Annotated in this window: 23 protein-coding genes and 4 pseudogenes; 12 read left to right on the forward strand and 15 right to left on the reverse strand. The window is 70.8% G+C overall.

Features of this window, described 5'->3' with window-relative positions; translation table 11 throughout:
• Positions 1–38: 38 nt before the first annotated feature.
• The 3 genes from OG753_RS05015 to OG753_RS05025 are packed head-to-tail and all read right to left on the reverse strand — an operon-like array spanning position 39 to position 2,545.
• Entirely contained in the window at positions 39–785 is a 747-nt protein-coding gene (locus OG753_RS05015) for a sulfite exporter TauE/SafE family protein (protein WP_326747040.1), read from the reverse strand.
• Positions 782–1,141, reverse strand: a complete 360-nt coding sequence (locus tag OG753_RS05020) for a rhodanese-like domain-containing protein (RefSeq protein WP_326747041.1) — start codon at positions 1,139–1,141, stop codon at positions 782–784. Before OG753_RS05020 ends, OG753_RS05015 begins: the two co-directional genes overlap by 4 nt.
• A 42-nt stretch (positions 1,142–1,183) precedes the next feature.
• Complete coding sequence (locus OG753_RS05025) at positions 1,184–2,545, reverse strand: MBL fold metallo-hydrolase (protein ID WP_326747042.1); 1,362 nt, start codon at positions 2,543–2,545, stop codon at positions 1,184–1,186.
• Positions 2,546–2,702: 157 nt separating this feature from the next.
• Between OG753_RS05025 and OG753_RS05030 the strand changes: the two genes are divergently transcribed.
• Complete coding sequence (locus tag OG753_RS05030; protein WP_326747043.1) at positions 2,703–3,098, forward strand: DUF302 domain-containing protein; 396 nt, start codon at positions 2,703–2,705, stop codon at positions 3,096–3,098.
• Positions 3,099–3,574: 476 nt separating this feature from the next.
• Here the strand turns inward: OG753_RS05030 and OG753_RS05035 are convergent.
• Positions 3,575–3,952, reverse strand: a pseudogene (locus OG753_RS05035) (DUF2267 domain-containing protein); the annotation flags it as partial.
• Between the two features lie 109 nt (positions 3,953–4,061).
• Complete coding sequence (locus OG753_RS05040; protein WP_073796625.1) at positions 4,062–4,496, reverse strand: Hsp20/alpha crystallin family protein; 435 nt, start codon at positions 4,494–4,496, stop codon at positions 4,062–4,064.
• A 128-nt stretch (positions 4,497–4,624) separates the two neighbouring features.
• On the opposite strand from OG753_RS05040, the gene OG753_RS05045 reads away from it, so the two are divergent.
• The 5 genes and pseudogenes from OG753_RS05045 (at position 4,625) to OG753_RS05065 (ending at position 9,957) form a co-directional block, all read left to right on the forward strand.
• A complete protein-coding gene (locus OG753_RS05045; protein WP_326747044.1) occupies positions 4,625–5,281 on the forward strand; it encodes an HSP18 transcriptional regulator in 657 nt (218 codons plus the stop codon).
• Between the two features lie 155 nt (positions 5,282–5,436).
• Positions 5,437–7,875: a heavy metal translocating P-type ATPase gene (locus OG753_RS05050; RefSeq protein WP_405787322.1), complete on the forward strand. Its 2,439-nt coding sequence runs from the start codon at positions 5,437–5,439 to the stop codon at positions 7,873–7,875.
• Between the two features lie 52 nt (positions 7,876–7,927).
• Complete coding sequence (locus OG753_RS05055; protein WP_326747046.1) at positions 7,928–8,350, forward strand: DUF6153 family protein; 423 nt, start codon at positions 7,928–7,930, stop codon at positions 8,348–8,350.
• Between the two features lie 84 nt (positions 8,351–8,434).
• Positions 8,435–9,067, forward strand: a complete 633-nt coding sequence (locus OG753_RS05060) for a DUF305 domain-containing protein (protein WP_326747047.1) — start codon at positions 8,435–8,437, stop codon at positions 9,065–9,067.
• Positions 9,068–9,213: 146 nt separating this feature from the next.
• Positions 9,214–9,957 (forward strand): annotated as a pseudogene (locus OG753_RS05065) (carbonic anhydrase).
• A gap of 66 nt (positions 9,958–10,023) precedes the next feature.
• On the opposite strand, the gene OG753_RS05070 reads toward OG753_RS05065, so the two are convergent.
• On the reverse strand, positions 10,024–10,248 hold the full coding sequence (locus OG753_RS05070) for a hypothetical protein (protein ID WP_326747048.1): 225 nt from the start codon (positions 10,246–10,248) through the stop codon (positions 10,024–10,026).
• Positions 10,249–10,270: 22 nt separating this feature from the next.
• Between OG753_RS05070 and OG753_RS05075 the strand changes: the two genes are divergently transcribed.
• Genes OG753_RS05075 through OG753_RS05085 form a run of 3 tightly spaced genes read left to right on the forward strand, consistent with a single transcriptional unit; the run spans position 10,271 to position 11,072 of the window.
• On the forward strand, positions 10,271–10,717 hold the full coding sequence (locus tag OG753_RS05075) for an ATP-binding protein (protein WP_326747049.1): 447 nt from the start codon (positions 10,271–10,273) through the stop codon (positions 10,715–10,717).
• Positions 10,714–10,917: a hypothetical protein gene (locus OG753_RS05080; RefSeq protein ID WP_326747050.1), complete on the forward strand. Its 204-nt coding sequence runs from the start codon at positions 10,714–10,716 to the stop codon at positions 10,915–10,917. The genes OG753_RS05075 and OG753_RS05080 overlap by 4 nt, the downstream gene beginning before the upstream one ends.
• The gene (locus tag OG753_RS05085; protein WP_158718350.1) at positions 10,914–11,072 is read left to right on the forward strand and encodes a DUF6126 family protein; all 159 of its coding nucleotides are present in this window, start codon (positions 10,914–10,916) and stop codon (positions 11,070–11,072) included. Before OG753_RS05080 ends, OG753_RS05085 begins: the two co-directional genes overlap by 4 nt.
• 145 nt (positions 11,073–11,217) lie before the next feature.
• Here the strand turns inward: OG753_RS05085 and OG753_RS05090 are convergent, their stop codons facing one another.
• The 8 genes and pseudogenes from OG753_RS05090 to OG753_RS05125 form a co-directional block, all read right to left on the reverse strand.
• Positions 11,218–11,553, reverse strand: coding sequence for a helix-turn-helix transcriptional regulator (locus tag OG753_RS05090; RefSeq protein WP_030648691.1), 336 nt, complete (start codon positions 11,551–11,553; stop codon positions 11,218–11,220).
• Positions 11,554–11,728: 175 nt separating this feature from the next.
• Entirely contained in the window at positions 11,729–11,950 is a 222-nt protein-coding gene (locus OG753_RS05095) for an alkylphosphonate utilization protein (protein ID WP_030648694.1), read from the reverse strand.
• A 46-nt stretch (positions 11,951–11,996) separates the two neighbouring features.
• Entirely contained in the window at positions 11,997–12,407 is a 411-nt protein-coding gene (locus tag OG753_RS05100; RefSeq protein ID WP_030648697.1) for an STAS domain-containing protein, read from the reverse strand.
• Between the two features lie 16 nt (positions 12,408–12,423).
• On the reverse strand, positions 12,424–12,828 hold the full coding sequence (locus tag OG753_RS05105) for an ATP-binding protein (RefSeq protein WP_053613091.1): 405 nt from the start codon (positions 12,826–12,828) through the stop codon (positions 12,424–12,426).
• Positions 12,829–12,845: 17 nt separating this feature from the next.
• The gene (locus tag OG753_RS05110) at positions 12,846–13,268 is read right to left on the reverse strand and encodes a pyridoxamine 5'-phosphate oxidase family protein (protein WP_030648700.1); all 423 of its coding nucleotides are present in this window, start codon (positions 13,266–13,268) and stop codon (positions 12,846–12,848) included.
• Positions 13,265–14,920 carry a SulP family inorganic anion transporter gene (locus tag OG753_RS05115; protein WP_328793567.1) on the reverse strand — a complete coding sequence of 552 codons (1,656 nt, stop codon included), beginning with the start codon at positions 14,918–14,920 and terminating at the stop codon, positions 13,265–13,267. Before OG753_RS05115 ends, OG753_RS05110 begins: the two co-directional genes overlap by 4 nt.
• Positions 14,921–14,994: 74 nt before the next feature.
• Positions 14,995–15,336: a metalloregulator ArsR/SmtB family transcription factor gene (locus OG753_RS05120; protein WP_030648705.1), complete on the reverse strand. Its 342-nt coding sequence runs from the start codon at positions 15,334–15,336 to the stop codon at positions 14,995–14,997.
• Positions 15,337–15,646: 310 nt separating this feature from the next.
• Positions 15,647–16,020 (reverse strand): annotated as a pseudogene (locus tag OG753_RS05125) (alanine:cation symporter family protein); the annotation flags it as partial.
• 293 nt (positions 16,021–16,313) lie between these two features.
• Between OG753_RS05125 and OG753_RS05130 the strand changes: the two are divergent.
• The 3 genes from OG753_RS05130 to OG753_RS05140 all read left to right on the forward strand — a co-directional run bounded on the left by OG753_RS05130 (position 16,314) and on the right by OG753_RS05140 (position 18,826).
• The gene (locus OG753_RS05130; protein ID WP_390034076.1) at positions 16,314–16,913 is read left to right on the forward strand and encodes a GAF domain-containing protein; all 600 of its coding nucleotides are present in this window, start codon (positions 16,314–16,316) and stop codon (positions 16,911–16,913) included.
• Entirely contained in the window at positions 16,913–17,329 is a 417-nt protein-coding gene (locus OG753_RS05135) for a PP2C family protein-serine/threonine phosphatase (protein WP_326747052.1), read from the forward strand. Before OG753_RS05130 ends, OG753_RS05135 begins: the two co-directional genes overlap by 1 nt.
• Before the next feature lie 216 nt (positions 17,330–17,545).
• The gene (locus tag OG753_RS05140; RefSeq protein ID WP_326747053.1) at positions 17,546–18,826 is read left to right on the forward strand and encodes a GNAT family N-acetyltransferase; all 1,281 of its coding nucleotides are present in this window, start codon (positions 17,546–17,548) and stop codon (positions 18,824–18,826) included.
• Positions 18,827–19,114: 288 nt separating this feature from the next.
• On the opposite strand, the pseudogene OG753_RS05145 reads toward OG753_RS05140, so the two are convergent.
• Positions 19,115–19,546: pseudogene (locus tag OG753_RS05145) on the reverse strand (zinc-binding dehydrogenase); the annotation flags it as partial.
• Positions 19,547–20,252: the final 706 nt, after the last annotated feature.

Genomic DNA, 20,252 nt, shown 5'->3' on the forward strand with positions numbered 1-20,252 from the left:
GTCGGTGATGGCGGCCGGGGAGGGGGCGTGTTGCCGGGTCAGCGGATGACGTCGGCGAGCATGAAGGCGGCGACAGCCAGGAGTACGCCCGCGAAGGTCCGCTGGAGTGTGGTTCCGGAGATCTTGGCGGCGAGTCGTTTGCCGTCCCAGGCTCCGAGGATCGCTGCGCCGGTGAAGGGGGCGATGACCGCCCAGTGCAGGGGGGTGTGGGTGCCGGCGCGGGCTGCGAGTGCGGCGAGGGAGTTGACGGTGATGACCAGGAGACTGGTGCCGACCGCCGCGCGCATGCGCAGGCCCAGGGCGCCCACGAGGGCGGGGACGGCGAGGAAGCCCCCGCCGACGCCCAGGAAGCCGGTGATCGTGCCGAGTCCGGCGCCCGCTCCGGCGGCCCGCGCGGGCCGGACGGGCTGGGGCTGCCGGTCGGTGGGAGGGGTTCTGAACATGGCGAGTGCGGCGAGGGCCGCTATGGCGGCGAACGCCGCGGTCAGCACCGCCTCGGGCAGGCGGGCGGCGAGGGTGGCAGCGGCGACGGCGGGCAGGATACCTGCCGCCGCGAAGAAGGCGCCGGTCTTCCACCGGACGTTGCCGGAGGTCGCGTGGGCGTAGAGGGCGGTGGCGGAGGTGGCTGTGACGATGATGAGGGACGCGGTGGTGGCGGCGGCCGGAGTGAAGCCGAGGAGGTAGATCAGGGCGGGCACGGCCAGGACGCTGCCGCCTCCCCCAAGCGCCCCGAGGGCCAGTCCGATGACGGCTCCGGCGGCGAGGGCGAGTACGAGCGTGCTCACGTTATCCGGCCGCTGCTTCCGCGCGCGTCGACGACCGGTAGTCCGGCCGCTGCCCAGGCATTCATGCCGCCCTTGACGTCGACGGCCTCGATGCCGCGTCCGGTCAGCAGCTTGGCGGCCTGTTGCGAACGGTGCCCGGAGCGGCAGACCACCACCAGGGGCCGCCCTTCGGCGGCAGCGGGAAGGGCGGTGCCGGCCGCGAGGCGGGAGAGCGGGGCGTGCACGGCGTCGGGGGCGTGTCCGGTGTTCCACTCGGCCTGCTCGCGCACGTCGAGGAGTACGACGGCGCCGCCGGTGGTGCGCTGGTGGGCCTGGATCGGGGTGAGGCGGGCGGTGCCGCGTCGAAAGAGGAGCATCCGGCTTCCTTCCGGTTCTCGGGGTCGGGGAGAGGTGGTGGTTCAGCTGCCGGCCGTCAGCGGGAGGCCTGCCTCCAGGGCGGCGTCGAAGGAGTCGTCGACGGCGACGACGTCGCGGCCTGCGGCATCCAGCAGGGAGGCCGCGATGGCCGCGCGCATTCCGCCCGCGCAGTGCACCCACACCGTCCCGGCGGGGACGTCGGCCAGGCGCTGGTGCAGGTGGTGGACGGGAATGTGAACGGAGCCTTCGATCCAGCCCTGGGCGCGTTCGGAGTCGCGGCGTACGTCCAGGACCACGTCCGGGCCGGACTCCTGGGCGGCGAGGTCGGCGAAGGTGGCACGGGGGAAGGAACGCGGGGTGTGACCGGCGGGTATCCAGTCGCCGGGGGTGCCGGTGGCGGCCGCGGCCGGGCGGTCGATGCCGACGCGGACCAGTTCGCGCTGGGCGGCGGCGAGCTGGGCGGGTGATTCGGCGAGGAGGGTGACGGGCTTGCCCCAGGGGATCATCCACGCGAGGTAGGTGGCGATCTTCCCCTCCGCCTCGAAGTTGAACGATCCCGCGACGTGCCCTTCGGCGAAGGCGACCCGGTTGCGCAGGTCCACCACCCACTCCCCGGCGGCCAGACGCTCCGCGATGCCCGCCGCGTCGGTCAGGGGCGGTGCGCTCAGGTCCACCGGCCGGGGGCCGGCGGCGTTGGCCGGACCCATGTGGGCGTAGTAGGCGGGTACGTCGTCCAGGCCGGCCAGCAGGGCGGCGACGAACGAGTCGACGTCCTTGACGAGGGCGTCGTTGGCGGACTTCTCCTTGCCGATGGTGGTGGCGTCGCCCTCGGACTGGGAGGAGGAGCAGAAGCTGCCGAAGCCGTGGGTGGGCAGTACGGGCGTCTCGTCGGGGAGCTCGGCGGCCAGGCGGTGGGCGGAGGCGTGCTGGTCCCGGGCCAGCTCTTCGGTCAGCCGGGGTTCCACCAGGTCCGGGCGGCCCACCGAGCCGATCAGCAGCGAACCGCCGGTGAAGACCGCCGCCACCGCCCCTCGGTCTTCCAGGACGTAGGAGGTGTGGTGTGGAGTGTGGCCGGGGGTGGCCAGCGCCCGCAGTGTGATGTCCTCGTCCACGCTCACCGTGTCGCCGTCGGCGACGGGCGTGCGGGCGAAGGAGACACGGGCGGCGACGGGCACCAGGTAGACGGCGCCGGTCAGGCGAGCCAGGTCCAGGCCACCGGTGACGTAGTCGTTGTGGACGTGGGTCTCCACCACGTGGGAGATCCGCACTCCCCGCGCGGCGGCCGCTGCCAGGACCCGGTCGATGTCGCGGGGCGGGTCGACGGCCACTGCGGTGCGCGCGCCTCCCGCCAGGTAGCTGCGGTTTCCGAGGCTCTCGGTCTCGACGGTGTCGATGAAGAACACGTGGTTGCTCCGTTCGGCTGGGCAATTACCCCCGGGGGTATATTTCGAGCCTAGCACGGGTACCCCCGGGGGTATTTTTACGCCAGGGAGAACCCGTCCGCACGGGGCGCCTGCCCGGCCCCCTCCAGTCCACGCACCCAGCGAAAGGGATGACGCCATGCGCTACGACCGGACCGTCCACTGCAGCACCGACTTCGCCACCACCGTCGCCGCCGTCCGCGACGCCCTGGCCGCGCAGGGTTTCGGCATCCTCACCGAGATCGACGTCACCGCCACCCTGAAGGCCAAGCTCGGCCACGACATGGAGGACTACCTGATCCTCGGAGCCTGCAACCCGCCCCTCGCCCGTCAGGCTCTGGACGCCGACCGCGCCGTCGGCCTGCTCCTGCCCTGCAACGTCGTCGTCCGTGCCGACGGCGACCGCACCGCCGTCCAGGCACTGGACCCCGGCGTCATGGTCACCCTGACGGGCCTGCCCGCCCTCCAGGACATCGCCGACGAGGCCACCCACCGCCTCGACGCCGCCTTGAACGCCGTCGAATCCGTCGGCTGACCCACACGAGGTCGGTGAGCCGCCGGAGTAACGCTGCCGCGCAGGACCCTCCGGTGGGAGGATCACGGCTTGGGGGGCACAGGGTTTCGAGTTGTTGAGGGGGAAGTCGCGACGGTTCTGGGAGCGGTGGCCGTCACCGGTGCGGCAGGGAACATCGGCTCAGTGGTGCGGCAAGCCCTGCGGCGCGAGGCGGCCAGGGTGCGCCTTCTCGACCGCGTGCCGCTGCACCTGGAGGCGCCGAACGGGAATCGGGCGAGTGGTCCTGGCCAGCAGCAACCGCGTGACCGGCTTACACCCGACGCAGCGCCTCACCGGGCCAGTTCGGGCTGTCCGTCACCTGCCTGCGCATCGGCAGTTGCGAGCAGGCACCCACCGAGCCCCGCCACCTGGCGAGGCGGCTGAGTCCACGCGACACCTTCGGCTACGTCAAAGCCGCGCTCACGGCGCCGGCTTCCACGCGGTTCGCCGCGGTGTACGCCGTCGAGGAGGTCGTAGCCGGGCGGGAGCTGGAGCAGGACGTCCCGCATGAGGATGTCTCCGGCTGCGGCGGCCACGGTGGAGAGGACTGCGCCGATGTCCCACAGGGCCGTCGTCTCGGTGGCGCCTTCGATCCAGGCTGCGGTCGCGCGGACGAAGCGTTCGGGGGAGAGCGGCTCCGCGGCCTGCAGGGGGTTGAGGAGGATCAGGGCGTAGGTCTCGGGGAGCCGGGCGGCGAGCTCGGCCCGCACGGTGCCGACCAGGTGGGCGCCCAGCAGGGCGAGGACGACGCGGGCTGCGCGTTCGGCTTCTTCCCGGGTCCGGTACTCGCCGCGCTCCTGGACGTGGTCCAGGAACGCTTCCCGGCGCATCGACATCTCACGTCACCTCCTTCATGGGAGGGGTGAAAGGGGCCAAGGGGTGCGGAGGACGGGGTGCCGGAGGGGGGATCGGGTTCCCCGTCCTCCGCCGCAGGTACCGGCCGGATCAGCCGGAGATCTGCTTGCGGCCCGCCTCGCCGCCGATGGCGATCTTCCGAGGCTTGGCGCGCTCGGCGATCGGGATCCGCAGGGTCAGGACACCCGCGTCGTAGTCGGCCTCGATGCGCTCGGTGTCGAGCGTGTCGGCCAGCATGATCTGACGGGAGAAGACACCGAGAGGGCGCTCGGAGAGCTCCATCTGCACGCCGTCGGACTTCTCCACGGGCCGGCGCTCGGCCTTCACGGTCAGCATGTTCCGCTCGACGTCGATGTCGATCGCCTCGGTGCTCACACCGGGCAGGTCGAAGGCGATCACGTACGCGTCGCCGTCGCGGTAGGCGTCCATGGGCATGACGGACGGCTTCGACCACGTGCCCGACGTACCCGAAAGCTGCTGGACGATCCGGTCCATCTCGCGGAACGGGTCGGTGCGCATCAACATCGCGAAACACCTCCAGTTGGTTCAGGCAGGAACTGCCAATGCGCTTCAACGTGCTTCCGTTGTAACATGTCATCGAAACGATGACAAGCAAGCAGTCATCTGGAGGATGACAGACCACGGAGACCGCCATGACCGAGGCCGCAGAGCCGACTGCACCCGTCACATTCCTGGCCGCCGCCGCGGCACTGGAGACCATCAACCAGGCCGTCAAGGACGCGCAGCAAGCCTCCACAAGCACGTCGGCAGCGGCACCGGCCGCGGGCCCGCACCCGGCCCTGGCCTCACTGCTGATGCTCCGCGAGGTCCGCGAGCAGCTCGCCGGCTGGGAAACCGGCCTGATCGAAACCGCCCGCAGCGAGGGCGCCAGCTGGGCCGACCTCGCCGGCCCCCTCGGAGTCGCCAGCCGCCAGGCCGCAGAACGCCGCTACCTCCGAATGCGCCCCGGCAAAGCCGGAAGCACCGGCGAGGAACGCGTCCAGGCCACCCGCGACACCCGGGCCGCCGACCGCAGCGTGGACACCTGGGCCCGCGACAACGCCGCCGACCTGCGCCGCCTCGCCGGCCAGATCACCGCCCTGGCCGGCCTGCCCGCCGGCGCCGAAGGCGCCATCGACGACCTGAACCAGGCCCTCGCCCACAACGACACCGCCCGCCTCGTCCGCCCCCTGGCCGACACCCGGCCCCACCTGCGGCCCGAGAACGCCGAGCTCGCCGAACGCATCGACACCCTCACCCGCCACACCGACCAGCTCCGCCGGGACACCCGCGACCAGCGCAGCACGTGATCCGCAATCGATACGGCGCGGCCCCGGCCCGGACCAGTCACCACCCGCTCTCCGACCGCCTGCCCTGCCCTTGCGCGGCGGTGACGACGGCCACAGGCTGCTGGTAGGCGCCCTGGCCGAGTGGACCCGCTGTCGGATCGGGGAGGTGAACGGGCATGCGGCACCCGCGGAAGCACGAGCCGCGCGACGGGGGCAAGGAGCGCAGCACGGTGGTCCTGGACGTGCGGGGCATGGTCCGGGCCACTCAGCAGAACACCGTCGCTGCCGTGCTGGGCCGCCGGCCGGGTGTGCTGGACGTCGAGGTGAACGCGGTCGCGCAGTCGGCCACGGTCGTCTTCGACCCCCGCCGGACCTCCTTGGCCGAGCTGCGCGGCTGGGTCACCGAGTGCGGCTACCACTGCGCGGGCCAGTCGGTGCCGTCCCACATCTGCGACCCGATGGAGGAGCCGGATCCGCCCGGAGTGGTGGAAGCGGCCGAAGCCGTACCGTCCGCGCACGCGGGGCACGGGCAGGAGGGCGGACCGTCGCCTGACAAGGAGACGGGCCACGGAGCCCATCGCAGCCATGCGCAGATGTCGATGGCGGCCATGGTGGCCGACATGCGCAACCGGTTCCTCGTCGCGGTGGTCTTCTCCGTCCCGATCGTGGTCTGGTCCCCGATCGGCGAGGAGGTCTTCGGCTGGCACGCACCCGTGCCGTTCGGGCTCCGGCAGGACGTGTGGGCGCTCCTGCTGAGCCTGCCGGTGGTCTTCTACTCGTGCTCGATCTTCTTCATCGGCGCCGTACGGGCGCTGCGTGCCCGGACCCTGGACATGATGGTGCTGGTGGCGGTCGCCATCGGCGCGGGCTGGCTGTACTCCCTGGTCATCACGCTCACGGGCGGCGGAGAGGTCTTCTACGAGGCCGCCACCGTACTGGCGTCCTTCGTGCTGCTCGGCCACTGGTTCGAGATGCGCGCCCGCGGCGGCGCCAACGACGCCGTCCGTGCGCTGCTGGACCTCGCCCCGCCCAAGGCGCTCGTCCTGCGGGATGGGGAAACGGTCGAAGTCGCCACCTCCGAGGTGGTCGTCGGGGACCTGCTGCTCGTCCGCCCAGGGACGAAGATCGCCACGGACGGGGTCGTGGAGGACGGCGAGAGCGAGGTCGACGAGTCGACGGTGACCGGGGAGAGCCTGCCGGTGCACAAAGCACCGGGCTCGGCTGTCGTCGGTGCCACCCTGAACACCAACGGAACCCTCCGGATACGGGCGACCAAAGTGGGCGCCGACACGGCACTGGCGCAGATCGTCAAGCTGGTCCAGGAGGCCCAGAACTCCAAGGCCCCAGGCCAGCGGCTCGCCGACCGGGCCGCGTTCTGGCTGGTCTTCGTCGCCCTCGTCGGCGGAGGACTCACCCTTGCCGTCTGGCTGCTGGCCACCGACCGGCCCTTCAGCAGCGCGATGCTGTTCGCGATCACCGTGGTCGTCATCACCTGCCCGGACGCTCTTGGCCTGGCCACTCCCACCGCGATCATGGTCGGCACCGGGCTGGGAGCCAAGCGAGGGGTCCTGTTCAAGAACGCGATGGCCCTGGAGGCGTCCGCCGGCATCCAGACCGTGGTCATGGACAAGACCGGCACCCTCACCAAGGGCGAACCGGAGGTCACCGAGGTGATCACCGCACCCGGCAGTGACGGATACGAGGTCCTGCGCCTGGTCGCGGCGGTCGAGCGGGAATCCGAGCACCCGCTGGCCGAGGCGGTCGTGCGCCACGCAGAATCGCGGGGCGTGGAGCAGGTGCGGGCCCGGCGGTTCGAGAACGTGCCCGGTCACGGGGCGACCGCCGTGGTGGACGGCCACCGGGTCGCCGTGGGCAACCTCCGGCTGGCCGAACGCGAGGGCGTGTTCCTCGGTCCGCACGCCGCCCGGCGGGACGAGCTGGCAGCCACCGGCCGTACCGTCGTCATCGCCGCCGTCGACGGCCTGGCCGCCGCCCTGATCGCCATCGCCGACGCGCCGCGGGAGACCTCCGCGTCCGCCGTACGCGAACTCCACGCGCTCGGCGTCGAGGTCGTCATGCTCACCGGCGACAACCGGGCCACCGCCGAGCGGATCGCGCAGCAGTTGGGCATCGATACCGTCATCGCCGAGGTCCTGCCCGGCGACAAGGCAGCCACGATCGCAGAGCTCCAGCGCGGCGGCCGCAAGGTCGCCATGGTCGGCGACGGAGTCAACGACGCCCCCGCCCTCGCCCAGGCCGACCTCGGCATCGCCATCGGCGCAGGCACCGACGTCGCCATCGAGACCGCCGACCTCGTCCTGATGCGCTCCGACCCTCTCGACGTCCCCACCGCCCTGCGTATCGGCCGGGGCACCGTGCGCAAGATGCGCCAGAACCTCGGCTGGGCCATCGGCTACAACGCCATCGCCCTGCCCATCGCCGCCGGCGTCTTCGAGCCCGCCACGGGCCTCATCCTCCGCCCCGAGATCGCCGCCCTGTCCATGTCCGGATCCAGCGTCATCGTCGCCGTCAACGCCCTCGCCCTCAAGCGCCTCCACCTGCCCCGTTCGACCCCTCCGGCCGCAGCCGACGCAGACGATCGCCAGGTCGGTTAGCCGAGCCCATGACGTGCTGCGCCCGGCGCGGGGGCGCCCTACGGTGGGAAATGTGACCCGCCACGAGCCCCGCACGCAGCCGCAGTCCCGGCCGGTCCCGCGGCTCGGATCGCTGCTCGTCCTTGCTCTCCTGATCGGGTTGCTCGGGATGCACGGCCTCGATACCTCCGCTGCGCTGCCGGCGACGGGCGTGACGGTGCACGTGTCCCACCACGCGGCAGCCACCGGCCCGCTGTATCCGTGCGACCACGAGCAGCGCGGCCCGGTCCGAGACGCCGGTCATGCGGACCAGATGTGTGCTTCCCCGGCCCTGCCCGGTGTCCCCGGCGTCGCCGCGCCGGATATCACGCCTCTCAGCAGCATGCCCGGCAGCCTCGTGTTTGCCCAGCCTGCACCGTCGCTCGCACTGGTCCATCAGCGCGCCGGAGGGCGGGCACCTCCCTCGCTCGCCGGTCTCCAGGTCCTGCGGACGTAGGAACTCCTCCCGTGGCACACACCCGAGCACGTCGGCCACGGAGAGCCAGCCCCTCCCGCATCCGAATCACTGGAGCTCAGCGACATGAACACGAACCGATCCCTGCCGCGCCGGGTTGCCCTGGCGGCCACCGCGGTCGCCGCCGGACTGGTCCTTGCCGCGTGCGGCGGCGACAACACCACGAACACGGCCGGCACCGCTCCGGTCACCGCGACCGCCCCGGCGCCGTCGGAGGCCGACCGGCACAACGAGGCGGACGTCGCCTTCGCGCAGGGGATGATCCCTCACCACCGCCAAGCCATCCTGATGTCCGACATGGTCGCCGCCCACGGCGCATCCCCCGATGTCAGGGCACTCGCAGAAAAGATCAAGAAGGCGCAGGCCCCGGAGATCGAGACCATGACCGGCTGGCTCAAGACATGGGGCGAGAAGGTCCCCACCGGCGTCAGCATGGACGGCATGGGCCACGGCGACGACTCCGGCATGCCCGGGATGATGGACGACCAGGACATGGATCGGCTGGGCAAGGCCAGGGGCAACGCCTTCGACACCATGTTCCTGACCATGATGATCGACCACCACGAAGGCGCCATTGCCATGGCCAACACGGAGAAGCAGCAGGGCGTCTACGGCCCCGCCAAGGCCTTGGCCGACGACATCATCGCCTCCCAGACAGCCGAGATCACCCTGATGCGCGGCATGCTCAAGACCGGCTGACATCGGCAGGGCGGCGCCCTCGCCGGGCCGCCCCGACAGAGCTCGGCCCTGCCCCGGAAACGCGCACCTCCAGCGCGGGCCAAATCTTGCTCAAGGCCGGCCTCTGCCCGATGTCCGACAAGGGCCGGCACCTACTTTGTCCAGACATGAGTGTCGATCGTGACTGCGAATCCGAGGTGGTCCTCGCGCGGCGCCGAATGGTGCGTGCGGGGTTGAGCGGGGCCCTGGCGTTAGGGGTCGGGCCGGCGTTCGGGCCGTCAGCAGCCTCAGGCGCACGGGCCGGGGAGGCAGCTGTCCGCAGGCCGCGGCCTGCCGGGCCCCGGCAGGCGTGGGGCGAGCTGGAGGCGGGAAACCGGCGCTGGCGGACGTTCCACGAGAGCCATCCGGACCGCGCCGGGCATGTGCGCCGGGCGCTGGTGGGCGGGCAGCATCCGTTCGCCGTGGTGCTCGGGTGCGTGGACTCTCGGGTGCCGCCGGAGTTGGTCTTCGACCAGGGGCTGGGCGATCTGCTGACCGTGCGGTCGGCGGGCGAAGTCCTGGACGAGGCAGTCCTGGGCAGCATCGCCTACGGCGTGCTGTAACCGGGTGTCCCGCTGATCGTCGTCCTGGGGCATCAGGGGTGCGGGGCGGTCGCTGCGGCCGTGCACGCCGAGGCCGGCGGTGCGCTCCCGGCGCACATCCGCTACCTGGCGGACCGGATCCGGCCGGCGATCGACCACCGGCTTCGGGGCGACGCCCGGATCGACGCGGCGGTCGCCGAGAACGTCCGCCGGGTCCGGGCGCGCCTTGCCGCCGAGCCGGATCTCGCCGCCCGGGTCGCCGACGGTTGCCTGGCCGTAGTCGGTGCCCGCTACGAGCTGACCAGCCAGTTGGTGCGCAAGGTGCCCTGATCAGCCTGGGCCGGTGAACTTCCCAACGGACCCGCACCAGCTAGACTTGCAGAGTTATGCAATTTACTAGTTCTGGATATGGTGGACGGGGGTCGCGGTGTGGCCGGGTTCGAGGAAGCGGCGCTGGAACGGGTCCGCGTGGCGCGGGCTCGTCTCCAGGCTGCACAGGAAGCTGACGATGCCTTCGAGGAGGCGCAGGCCGCGGAGGAGCTGGAGGACGCTTTGCGCATGGCCCACGATCACGGCGTGGCCACCGACGCAGGAGACGGCCGGTGAACCGGACAGCAGCACCGGCGCATCCGAGGCGTCGGTGATGGCCCGGCACCCCAGCGGCCGGCCTGCCGTCGAGGTGCTCAAGCACGTGTGGACGGTGCCGCTGGTGCCGGGTTCCGTGCGGGCCGCGCGCGAGCGCAGCGAACGGTCCCTCGTCTCCTTCGGGCTTGAGAGCTCCAGCGCCCTCTTCGGCGCCGTGCTCCTGGTGGTCAGCGAACTGGTGACCAACGCCGTCCGGCACGCTCAGGACTCCACGGATGCGGAGGTGACTCTCCACATGGCCGAGCACCTGCTCGTGGTCTCGGTCGAGGACCTGGACCCGCGCCCGATAACGCTGGCCGACGCCGGCCAGACCTCCGGGCAGGGGCTGCGCACGGTGGCTGACCTGGCGCGCACGTTCGGCGGCGACATCCGTATCCAGCCTTCCTCCGGCGGGCACGGCAAAACGGTGGTCGTCCGCTTCATCCTGCCGGAAGGCACACCATGACCAGCAGGAACCAAAAGGCCGTACAGCTGTACAAGATCACCTACCTCGGAACCGGCCCTGAGCCGGAGGTTCGCACGGTCGAGGCCGGCGAAGTCGCGGCCGCCATCGAGTACGCCGGCGAACACGGCATGCAGGTCCGCATCCGCCCGTGCCGCCACCCGGTCGAGAAGCCGAGCACGAAGGAGGAAGGTGCGTCATGACGGACAACCTGCCCGAGAAGGACACGGCGACGGAGCACGAGAAGTGGAAGGAGAAGGGCGTTGCGATGCGGGCCTTCTTCTACATCTTCGGCACGCACGTGTTCGCCGGGTTCATCTGGTTGCTGTTCTACTTGGGGCAGCACGCCCAGAAGTGAGGGGGACCGAAGTGGGCCCGAACGCCTGCGGCGCGGTTCGGCATATGAGGGAGCGGCCGTCTTCCGGTGTCAGAAGCACGTCGAACCCGCACTGACGGAAGACGGCCGCGTACGTGGGGCGCGGTCCCCGCAGGGCCGGCACCTTTCAGGCGTGGCGGCTGGCCTTGAGGTCGGCCAGGAGTTCGGCCTGGCCCTCCAGAACGCCGGAGAGGATGCTTCGGGCGACCCGCAGGAGATCGACGATCTCGGGGTCGGTGAGCGCGTAGTACACGCTCGAGCCCTCCCGGCGGGTCACCACCAGGTTGGACTTGCGCAGCACGGCCAGCTGCTGGGAGAGGCTCGCGGCCTCCACCCCGACCTCGGGCAGCATCTCGGCGACCGCGTGCTCGCGCTCGGCCAGGAGTTCCAGGACGCGGATGCGGACCGGGTGCCCCAGCGTTTTGAAGAACTCCGCCTTCAGCTGGTACAGCGGTGTACTCACCTGGGTACCCCTGTCGTGACTGCCCATCTCATCCACCCGGAACCGTTCCTTCGTAGAGGCATCCGTTCGCCCCTCTTCACACCTTGCGACCTCCACAATTGCAGATCCTTGCAACTCGTGGACCCGGCGGGGCACCGTCGTGACGTTCGGCACGCCGGGGCGGGGCCTTCGCCGGTCAGGCCTTCTTGAGGAACTCGGTCTTCAGGACCAGGCCCTTGACCTTCTTGGTGTTGCACTCGACCTCGCCGGGGCGAGAGGTGAGGCGGATGTTCTTGACCAGGGTGCCGCGCTTGAGGGTCTCGGAGGTGCCCTTGACCTTCAGGTCCTTGGTCAGAGTGACCGAGTCCCCGTCCTCCAGGACGGTGCCGTTGGAGTCCTTGAAGATGATGTCGCTCATGGCGGTGGTGTCCTTCGTCGCTGTTCGTGTGGATGGTGGTGCTGTCTCAGGTGAGGGCGGGTGCCTCGGGAGAGTGCGAGGTGGGCCAGTCGTCGGTGGTCCACTGCTTGACCGTGCCCGGGGCACCGTGGGCGGCCAGGGCGCCGGCGAGGTCGCAGTGGACGGGCATGGGCGGGCAGGTCGCGTCGGGGACGAGCGAGCCGTCCGCGGGGATCGCGGCGAGCTCGAGCCGGCGTCCACTCTCGGCGAGGCGGCGGGCGGCCTGGGCGACGGCGATCTGCCCGCCGGCCGACCAACCCAGCAGACCAGTCAGGTCCAGGATGACCGGTCCGGTGCCCCGGGCGAGCGCCCAGCCGATCGCTCCGGTGAACCGGTCGGTGGCGTCCGCGCCGAGATACCCGGCCAGGGACAGCACGCCCAGGTCCTGGCGAGTGGTGTAGCGCCATTCGATCGTCATCGTCAGCTCCTCGGCTTTACAGGGGAAGGGTGATCCAGATGGCCTTGCCACGCCCGTCCGTATCCGCCCGTACGACGGCGGTGCCGCCGAGCTCCATCGTCATCTCCACCACCATCGCCAGGCCGCTGCCCGGGGCGGTGGCGAGCGCCCCGAACAAGGCGGGGTGGTAGGGGTGGCGGTCGTGGACGGCGAACGCGAATCCTCCCGGCCCGTGCGCGTAGGTGACCGTGATCATCGGGGACGTCACGGCGGCATGACGGACCGCGTTGGTCACCAGCTCGGCCACGATCAGCAGCGCCGGCCCGACGCTCGGATGGCGAAGGCCCACCCCGCACTCCACCAGGACGAGCTCCGTGGTCTCGCGGGCGATGCGGACGGCGGCCCCCATGGCCGGCACGTCCAGCACGTGCCGGTAGGGCATCGCCTCGACCTGGACGGTCACCGGCCCACCCCGTTCACGGTGCGGGCCAGGCGGAACCCGGACACGGACTGCGGGTGCAGGCGCAGCAGGGTGTCATGGGGGCCGTGGGCCCAGCCGGGCAGGGTGCGCCGGTAGTGGGCGGCCTCGTCTGGGTCGGCGATGACATCGGCCGGGCCGTGGGCGCTGACCGTCCAGCCGGTGCCGGCTGGGCTGCGGATCTCGTCGACCTGGTAGGTCAGCAGCGCCCGGCCGGGGATGGTGGCGGCTTGTACGGGGGCCCGGACGACGAGGCGTCCGTACTCCATCACGTGTGTGGCGGGGCGGACGACGGCCACCTCCCGCTGGATGTAGACGAGTCGGCCTTGGGCGGAGCCCTCGAGGAGCCAGAGAGCCTCGGTGCCGGAGACCTCGATCATGCGGAGGTCGGCGGGGACGGTCATCGTGCGGCCTTCCGGATGCGGTGCGGTCGGTGGTGCGTACGGGGCAGCAGTCCTGCCCGCTCCAAGTGCTTGCGGGCGCCGGCGATCGCCTCGGGGGTGGTGGCGTACTCACGGCCCTCCAGGCGCAGCAGGTCCAGGGCGCCGACGGCGTCCAGGGCCTGGCGCTGGCCGGGCCGGATACCGGAGGTCATGACGGCGATGCCGCGCCGGTTCAGCTTCTCGACCGCGTCTTTCAGGACGAGGGCGCCGGTGGCGTCCAGGGTGGTCACCCTCGCCATGCGCAGGATCACCACCTTCACGTCGGAGACCTCGGAGAGTTCGAGGAGGAAGCGGTGGGCGCCGGCGAAGAAGAGCGGTCCGTCGATGCGGTAGGCCACGATGTATTCGGCGAGCAGGGCGTGTTCCTCGTCGCTGTGCTCGCCAGGCAGGTCCGGGCGGAAGTCGACCTGCTCCATCCGGGCCTGGTTCGCCACCGCCTTCAAGGCGAGGGCTCCCGCGACGACGAGGCCGATGATCACCGCGTACACGAGGTCGAGAACCAGGGTGGCCGCGGCGGTCAGGACGAGCACGACGGCATCCGAGCGGGTCGCCTTCGCCATCGCGCGCAGCGATCCGACCTCGACCATGCGGATCGCCGTCGCCAGAAGCACGCCGGCCAGCGCGGCGAGAGGGATCTTCGACACCAAGGGGGCGGCGGCGAACACGATCACCGCGAGCACCGCGGCGTGGGTGAGCGCGGCCAGCCGGGAGGAGGCGCCGGTGCGGACGTTGACCGCCGTGCGGGCGATCGCGGCGGTGGCCGGCACACCGCCGAACAGCGGGGCCGCGAGGTTGGCGATGCCCTGCCCGAACAGTTCCTTGTCCGGATCGTGCTTCTGCCCCACCGTCATCCCGTCCGCCACGGTCGCCGACAGCAGGGACTCCAGCGCGGCGAGCGCCGCGACCGCGACCGCCGGGGCCAGCAGCGAGCCGAACTCGGAAGCCTTGAGGAAGGCCAGGGACGGAGCGGGGAGCCCGGAGGGAAGGTCACCGATCGGGGCCGCCTCGTCAAGACGGAAGACCTGCGCGATCACGGTCGCGGCGATGACCGCGACGATCGAGAAGGGGACCGTCGGCTTCCACCTCGCCCCGGCCAGCATCACTGCCGCGACACCCACCGAGAGGCCGATCGCCGTCCAGTTCGGGAAGGCCACGAACTCCACGAGCGCCCGCCACGCCACGAGCAGGACCTTCTCGCCCTCCGGCTTCTCGACGCCGAGCGCGTTGGGTATCTGCTGGAGGCCGATCACGCACGCGATCCCCAGGGTGAAGCCCTCCACCACCGGCGCCGGCACGTACCGCATGTACTGTCCGGCCCGCAGCAAGGCGAGACCGATCAGGAGCACGCCGGCCATCACGCCAACGGTCAGGACACCGCCGGGCCCGTACTGGGCAACGATCGGCACCAGGACCACGGTCATCGCACCGGTCGGTCCGGACACCTGGATGTTCGACCCGCCGAACAGGGCTGCGAGCGCGCCCGCGACCACAGCGGTGGCCAGTCCCGCCTCCGCGCCCAGACCGGAGGAGACCCCGAACCCTAGCGCGAGGGGAAGGGCGACGATCGCCACCGTGAGCCCGGCCAGCAGGTCCCGGCGGGGGCTGCGGGCCATGACGGCCCAGTCGGCCCGGGCGGGCAGAACGCAGCGGACCCGGCCGAGCACGGCGGTCAGGGCGGTATTCACGCTCACGAGGCCGGGACCTCGGACTCGCGCAGTTCCTCCAGCAGCTCGCTCTGCCCCGTCAGGACCTCGGTCAGGATCCGCCGCGCCGCCAGCATCAACTGAGCGACGTCCCCGCCGGCCAGTGCGTAGACGACGGTAGCGCCGTTACGGGTCGAGGCAACGATCCCCGAGCGGCGTAGGACCGCGAGCTGCTGGGACAAGGCGCAGGGCTCGACCTCGATCGCGGCCAGCAGGTCCCGCACCGGCATCGGCCCGTCCTGCAGGAGCTCCAAAACCCTTATCCGCACCGGGTGCCCGAGCATCCGGAAGAACTCGGCCTTCGCCTGATACAGCGGAACCGGCACGGTCTCGCACCCTTCTCACCACCCCGAACGGGGCATACGCCTGGCGCCGTGCCCGCGGCTACCTACTGACACAGCAATCACAGCATCTATTAAATTGCAGATTTCTGCAATTTACAGATCCTGCGATCCGCTACCCGCTGCGGGTGCACTGCCTGCGATGAATCTCGTCGAGGGACGAGGGCCAGGAGCCGGTGACGGGAGGATATTTCTTCTTCCGGGAGCTCGACTTGGCGCTCCAGAAGAACCCAATCGGGCGTGCAGAGCGCCCGCCCGCCGGGCCGCCGCGTCCCTGGCCTGATCTTCACGGGCGGCCAAGGAGGCCACGGAGGATCATCCGGAGCGTCGCGCCGGAACCCCCGATGGACACGGCGACGGCGACACCAGCGATGTTGGCGAGGCCCACCGTTCCGGAGACGGCAGCGATCAGCGCCCAGAAGTGAGCGACTGTCGAACCCTTCTCGTCACACCTGCCACGCACCACATCCACCGCAGGGCGGGACCTACGCATCCGGACCAGCCCGAACCAGCCGGAGAAGACCGGGCCGGCCACGACGAGCTGGGTGAAGATCAGCGCAAGCTGGGTCCCACCCATGGGGACGGGTTGGAAGGTGATGCCCCGAGCCATTTGGCGATGCAAGAGCGCCGATGCCGCCTCACTCGCGGGCCGTCGGCCTTGGGAAGCACTGCCGTGGCTGCACGCACCGGTCAGCGAGGAAAGCTACAGAGCTGCGGCGGTCACCCGCCGGCCCACCTCGTTCACCGCCACGCGCTCCCCGGACAAGCAACTCCTCTTCCAGCTCTACCCCGACGGCACTGGCATCAGCGTCCACATCACACCCGCCCCGCTACGGACGGCCACCTCACAGGCCACGCAGTCCGATGAATCAGTCGGTGCCCTGGCGCCGTACCACCTGACCCACCTCGCCGAAGCCGACAGCGTTCAAGACGTGACCGACGTCGTTGCCGACCAGGTGGTCGTGCCCGCCTTCGGGCCCCAGGGCCTGGTCCTCATGAGTGCCTACGAAGGCCGCCTGCACGTCATCGGCCACCGCGGCTACAGCACGGAGTTCATCAACCGCTTCGACGGTACGCCCCTGACCTCCCGTACCCCGACCGCGCACGCGAGGGCCACGGGCGACGCCGTCTCCTTCCCCGACTTCGCCGACTTCCGGCGCACCTACCCCGACGCACCCCGCTCCGCCTCCGGGAACGCCTGGGCCTTCCTACCCCTCACCGCCTCCGGCCACAGCATCGGCTCCCCCGTCCTCTCCTACGACCAACCCCGCCCCTTCCCACCGACCGAACCTGCTCTCCTCGCCTCCCTCGCCGGACTGATCGCCCAAGCCCTGGACCGCGCCCGCCTCTACGACGCCCAGCACACCCTCGCCCACACCGTCCAGACCGGCCTGCTGCCCCCGCCCTGCCCCACGTCCCCGGCCTTGACGTCGCCGCCCGCTACCAGTCGGCCGGCCACGGCATGGCTATTGGCGGCTACCTCTACGACCTCATCCACACTCCCACCGCCACCACAGCGGCGATCGGCGACGTCCAAGGCCACAACACCGCCGTCTTCCTGATGGGACAGGTCCGCACCGCTGTCCAGGCGCACGCCACCGCAAGCGCCTCCCCCGGAGACTTGCTCGCCCGCACCAACCGCCTCCTGACCGACCTCGACGCCGGACTGTTCACCAGCAGCCTGATCGCCCAGCTCGACCTCGCCCATCACCGCGCCCGTCTCGCCACCGCCGGACACCCGCCACCCCTGCTCCGCCACCCCGACGGCCGGACCGAATTCCTGAGGCTGCCCCCCGAACTCGTTCTGGGCATCGACCCCGAGGCCGACTACCCCACCACCGAAATCACACTTCCGCCCGGCTCCGTACTCCTCGTGTACAGCGATACCGACGGATCTCAATCGGGCGCCCCTCGACTCGGGTCCGTGACCTATCCGAACTGTTCACACACAAGACGTGACGACTGTCGCGCACAGTAGTCATGTAGTACGTTGCAGCGCCCTGTGCGCCCTTGCGACGCAGGCGGGCGCACTTGACAGCCTGCGGTTGTCGGCGGCTCCCCCATGCCGAATCGGTCGACGCGCACACAAGTGGCACGCACACGGAGAATGAAGCATGGATCCGTTGCCGGGAGCACCGTGCTCTCTGCTCTGCGGAGCGTCGGCGGCCCCGGCTCCTTCACGAAGGTGGTTGCGATGCCGACGTGGCGACTGCGGGACTTCCGCGACGACGACCTGGACCGCGCCATCCAGATCTGGGACCAGAACCAGCAGGCGGACGAGGCACCTGCCGTCTTCCCCGTTTCGGAGGTCGTGACCGCAGCCAGGGCCGGAGGACCCGCCGTGGTGGCGGTGGTCGGCGACGAGCTGGTCGGTGTCGCCGTGGCGCAGGCCTGTGGCGAGCGGGGTTGGATCATGGTGGTGGCTCTGGCCGGGACGTGGCGCAACCGCGGAATCGGGAGTTCCTTGATCGCCGAGCTCGAACGGCGCCTGCGGTCGCTGGGAGCCCGCCGGATCGGCGCGCTTCTCGCGCCGGGGGCGACGGGAACCGCAGCGTTGGAGAATTCCGGATACCGCTCCCGGGCCGGGCTCGTCTTCTACGAGAAGGTCGAACACCTCGGTGCAAGCGACGCCGGCCTCCTCGCCGAACTCGGGGGAAGGATGCTTCCGGAGGGTCTGTGGGACAGCCTCGCCGGAATGGAGCGGGAGAAAGAGGCCATCGAGCGGCGGATCGTGCTACCGCTGGCACAGTCCGTGCTGGCCGAGCAGTACGGAGTGAGGCCGCCGAAGGCGGTCATCCTCTTCGGACCGCCGGGCACGGGCAAGACCAGCTTCGCCCGAGCGGTCGCCTCGCGGCTGCGGTGGCCCTTCGTAGAACTCTTCCCCTCCCGGCTTGCATCGTCCCACGAGGGAGGGCTGGCGACCTCGCTGCGGGAGGTGTTCACGGAACTGGCCGAACTGGAGACGGTGTTGCTCTTCATCGACGAGGTCGAGGAGATCGCCTCTGTCCGGTCCGGTACGGCTGTCGACCCCAGTCACGGAGTCACCAACGAACTGCTCAAGCTGATCCCGAGCTTCCGCGACCACGACGACCGCCTCCTGATCTGCGCCACGAACTCCGTCCGCTCCCTCGACCCGGCGTTCCTTCGGCCCGGCCGCTTCGACTACGTCATCCCCGTCGGCCCGCCGGACCCGGAGGCCCGTTCGGCCGTCTGGCGGCGCTACCTCGGACCCGCCGCCGTCCATGTCGACCTGCACCCTTTGGTAGAGGCAAGCGCAATGTTCACGCCGGCCGATATAGAGTTCGCCGCTCGCAAGGGCGCCGCCACCGCCTTCGAACGCGAAGTCGCCCAGCGGAAAGGCATCCCGATCGGCACGCAGGACTACCTGCAGGCCATAGCACAGACCCGACCCACACTCACCGACCAGGCACTGAAAGACTTCGTCGAGGACACCGAGGAGTACGTGCGCATGTGACATCGAGGCACACGCCGCGGACCCGACCAGTATGCCTTCCGCAGCGACGCCCCTCCTTCTGCCGGCTCCGCGTGCGTGCCCATGGTCCCGGTGTTCCCGCCCACGGCCGGGCCCGGGCGGGACGGGCCTGCAGGACACCGGCCTCGACCTTGGCGTACATCTCCTCCAGCGGTACGCCGGTGAGCGGAAACGCGGGGGTGCCCAGGACGAAGGCGCTGCCGAAGAAGCTGAGCCGGGCTCCGCTGGGGGGTCGGCGATCGGGTCGAGGTCGCGTACGGACTCTAATCCGCCCAGGAAGCCGAGCCGGCAGGTCCGGCCGCGCGGCCGGACCAGGGCCGACGAGTCACGCAGGACGCTGCTGCCGACGACGCCGAACACCGCATCGAGGCCGATCTCCCGCTCCGCGACCTGCGTGACGAGCGCGCAGTCGTCGATGAGCACGTCGGCGGCGCCGAGCTCCTTCAGCAGGGGCGCCCTCAGCGGATCCCGGGGCGCGGCGATTACGGTCACCCCGTAGTCGACCGTCAGGCTAACCACGGCCTGGCCGAGCGAGGAGGTCGCTCCTCGCACCAGGACGGTCTCGCCCGGCCGCAGGTCCAGATTGCCGAACAGGCCGCTCCACGCCGCCGCGTACACCTCGGGAACCGCCGCGAGATCAGCCCAGCCCAGCGTCGAGCGGACGGCCACAACGTTAGTCGCCGGTACGGCACCGCGGAGCATGACGCCGCCGACTGCTCCCCGCGCCCGTAGGGATGGTCCCACTCAGGGGTGCCCGAAGCTGGCCTGCCGAACCTGCTCCCCCGGCTGCGGGGACGTGCTCGATGACGCTGCAGACACCAGTCGAGGGCATGGGACAACGCTGCTTCCTGGGGCGAGAGCCAACCTCAGGACGCCTGCACCTGAAGACCTTGGATGATGGGATAGGCGACGCTCTGTAGTCGGTCCCGATGGGCCAGTCGGGCCGGTGGCGTGCGCCGCGAGCCACTTCGTCGGTACCGAGCAGGCGCGCCGTTGCCCCGTGCTGGTTCCGTGCTGACTTCGATCGCACAGATCCTGGGATACGGCAGGTCGTAGCCCCGATCGGATGAGTTGTCGTACCACTCGATGGTGGTCCCGATGAGGCTGGCGGCGACGATTCTCCGGATGCCGGACGGGGCCGGTGCGGCGGCCGTTGCAGGGGAGGTCATGTGCACCACTTCCGGGGGTCTGCGGGGACGTTCCGTGTGGCCACACCGTAGAAGCCCGCAGGTCGGCGGCGTATGTGGCGGACCATCACATTCGGGCACCCTCCTGTGTACCTGGCCACCACACCCCCGCCAAGGGGGCCACGGGGCCGCACCGTCGTCGCCGCTGATGACCAGCGCTCGGCCGGCGTGGGCAGCGGTTCAGGAGCCGGGATCGGGTGCCTGCGTAGCCCAATGCAGTT

The sequence above is a fragment of the Streptomyces sp. NBC_00029 genome, from assembly GCF_045160505.1.
Classification (GTDB): domain Bacteria; phylum Actinomycetota; class Actinomycetes; order Streptomycetales; family Streptomycetaceae; genus Streptomyces.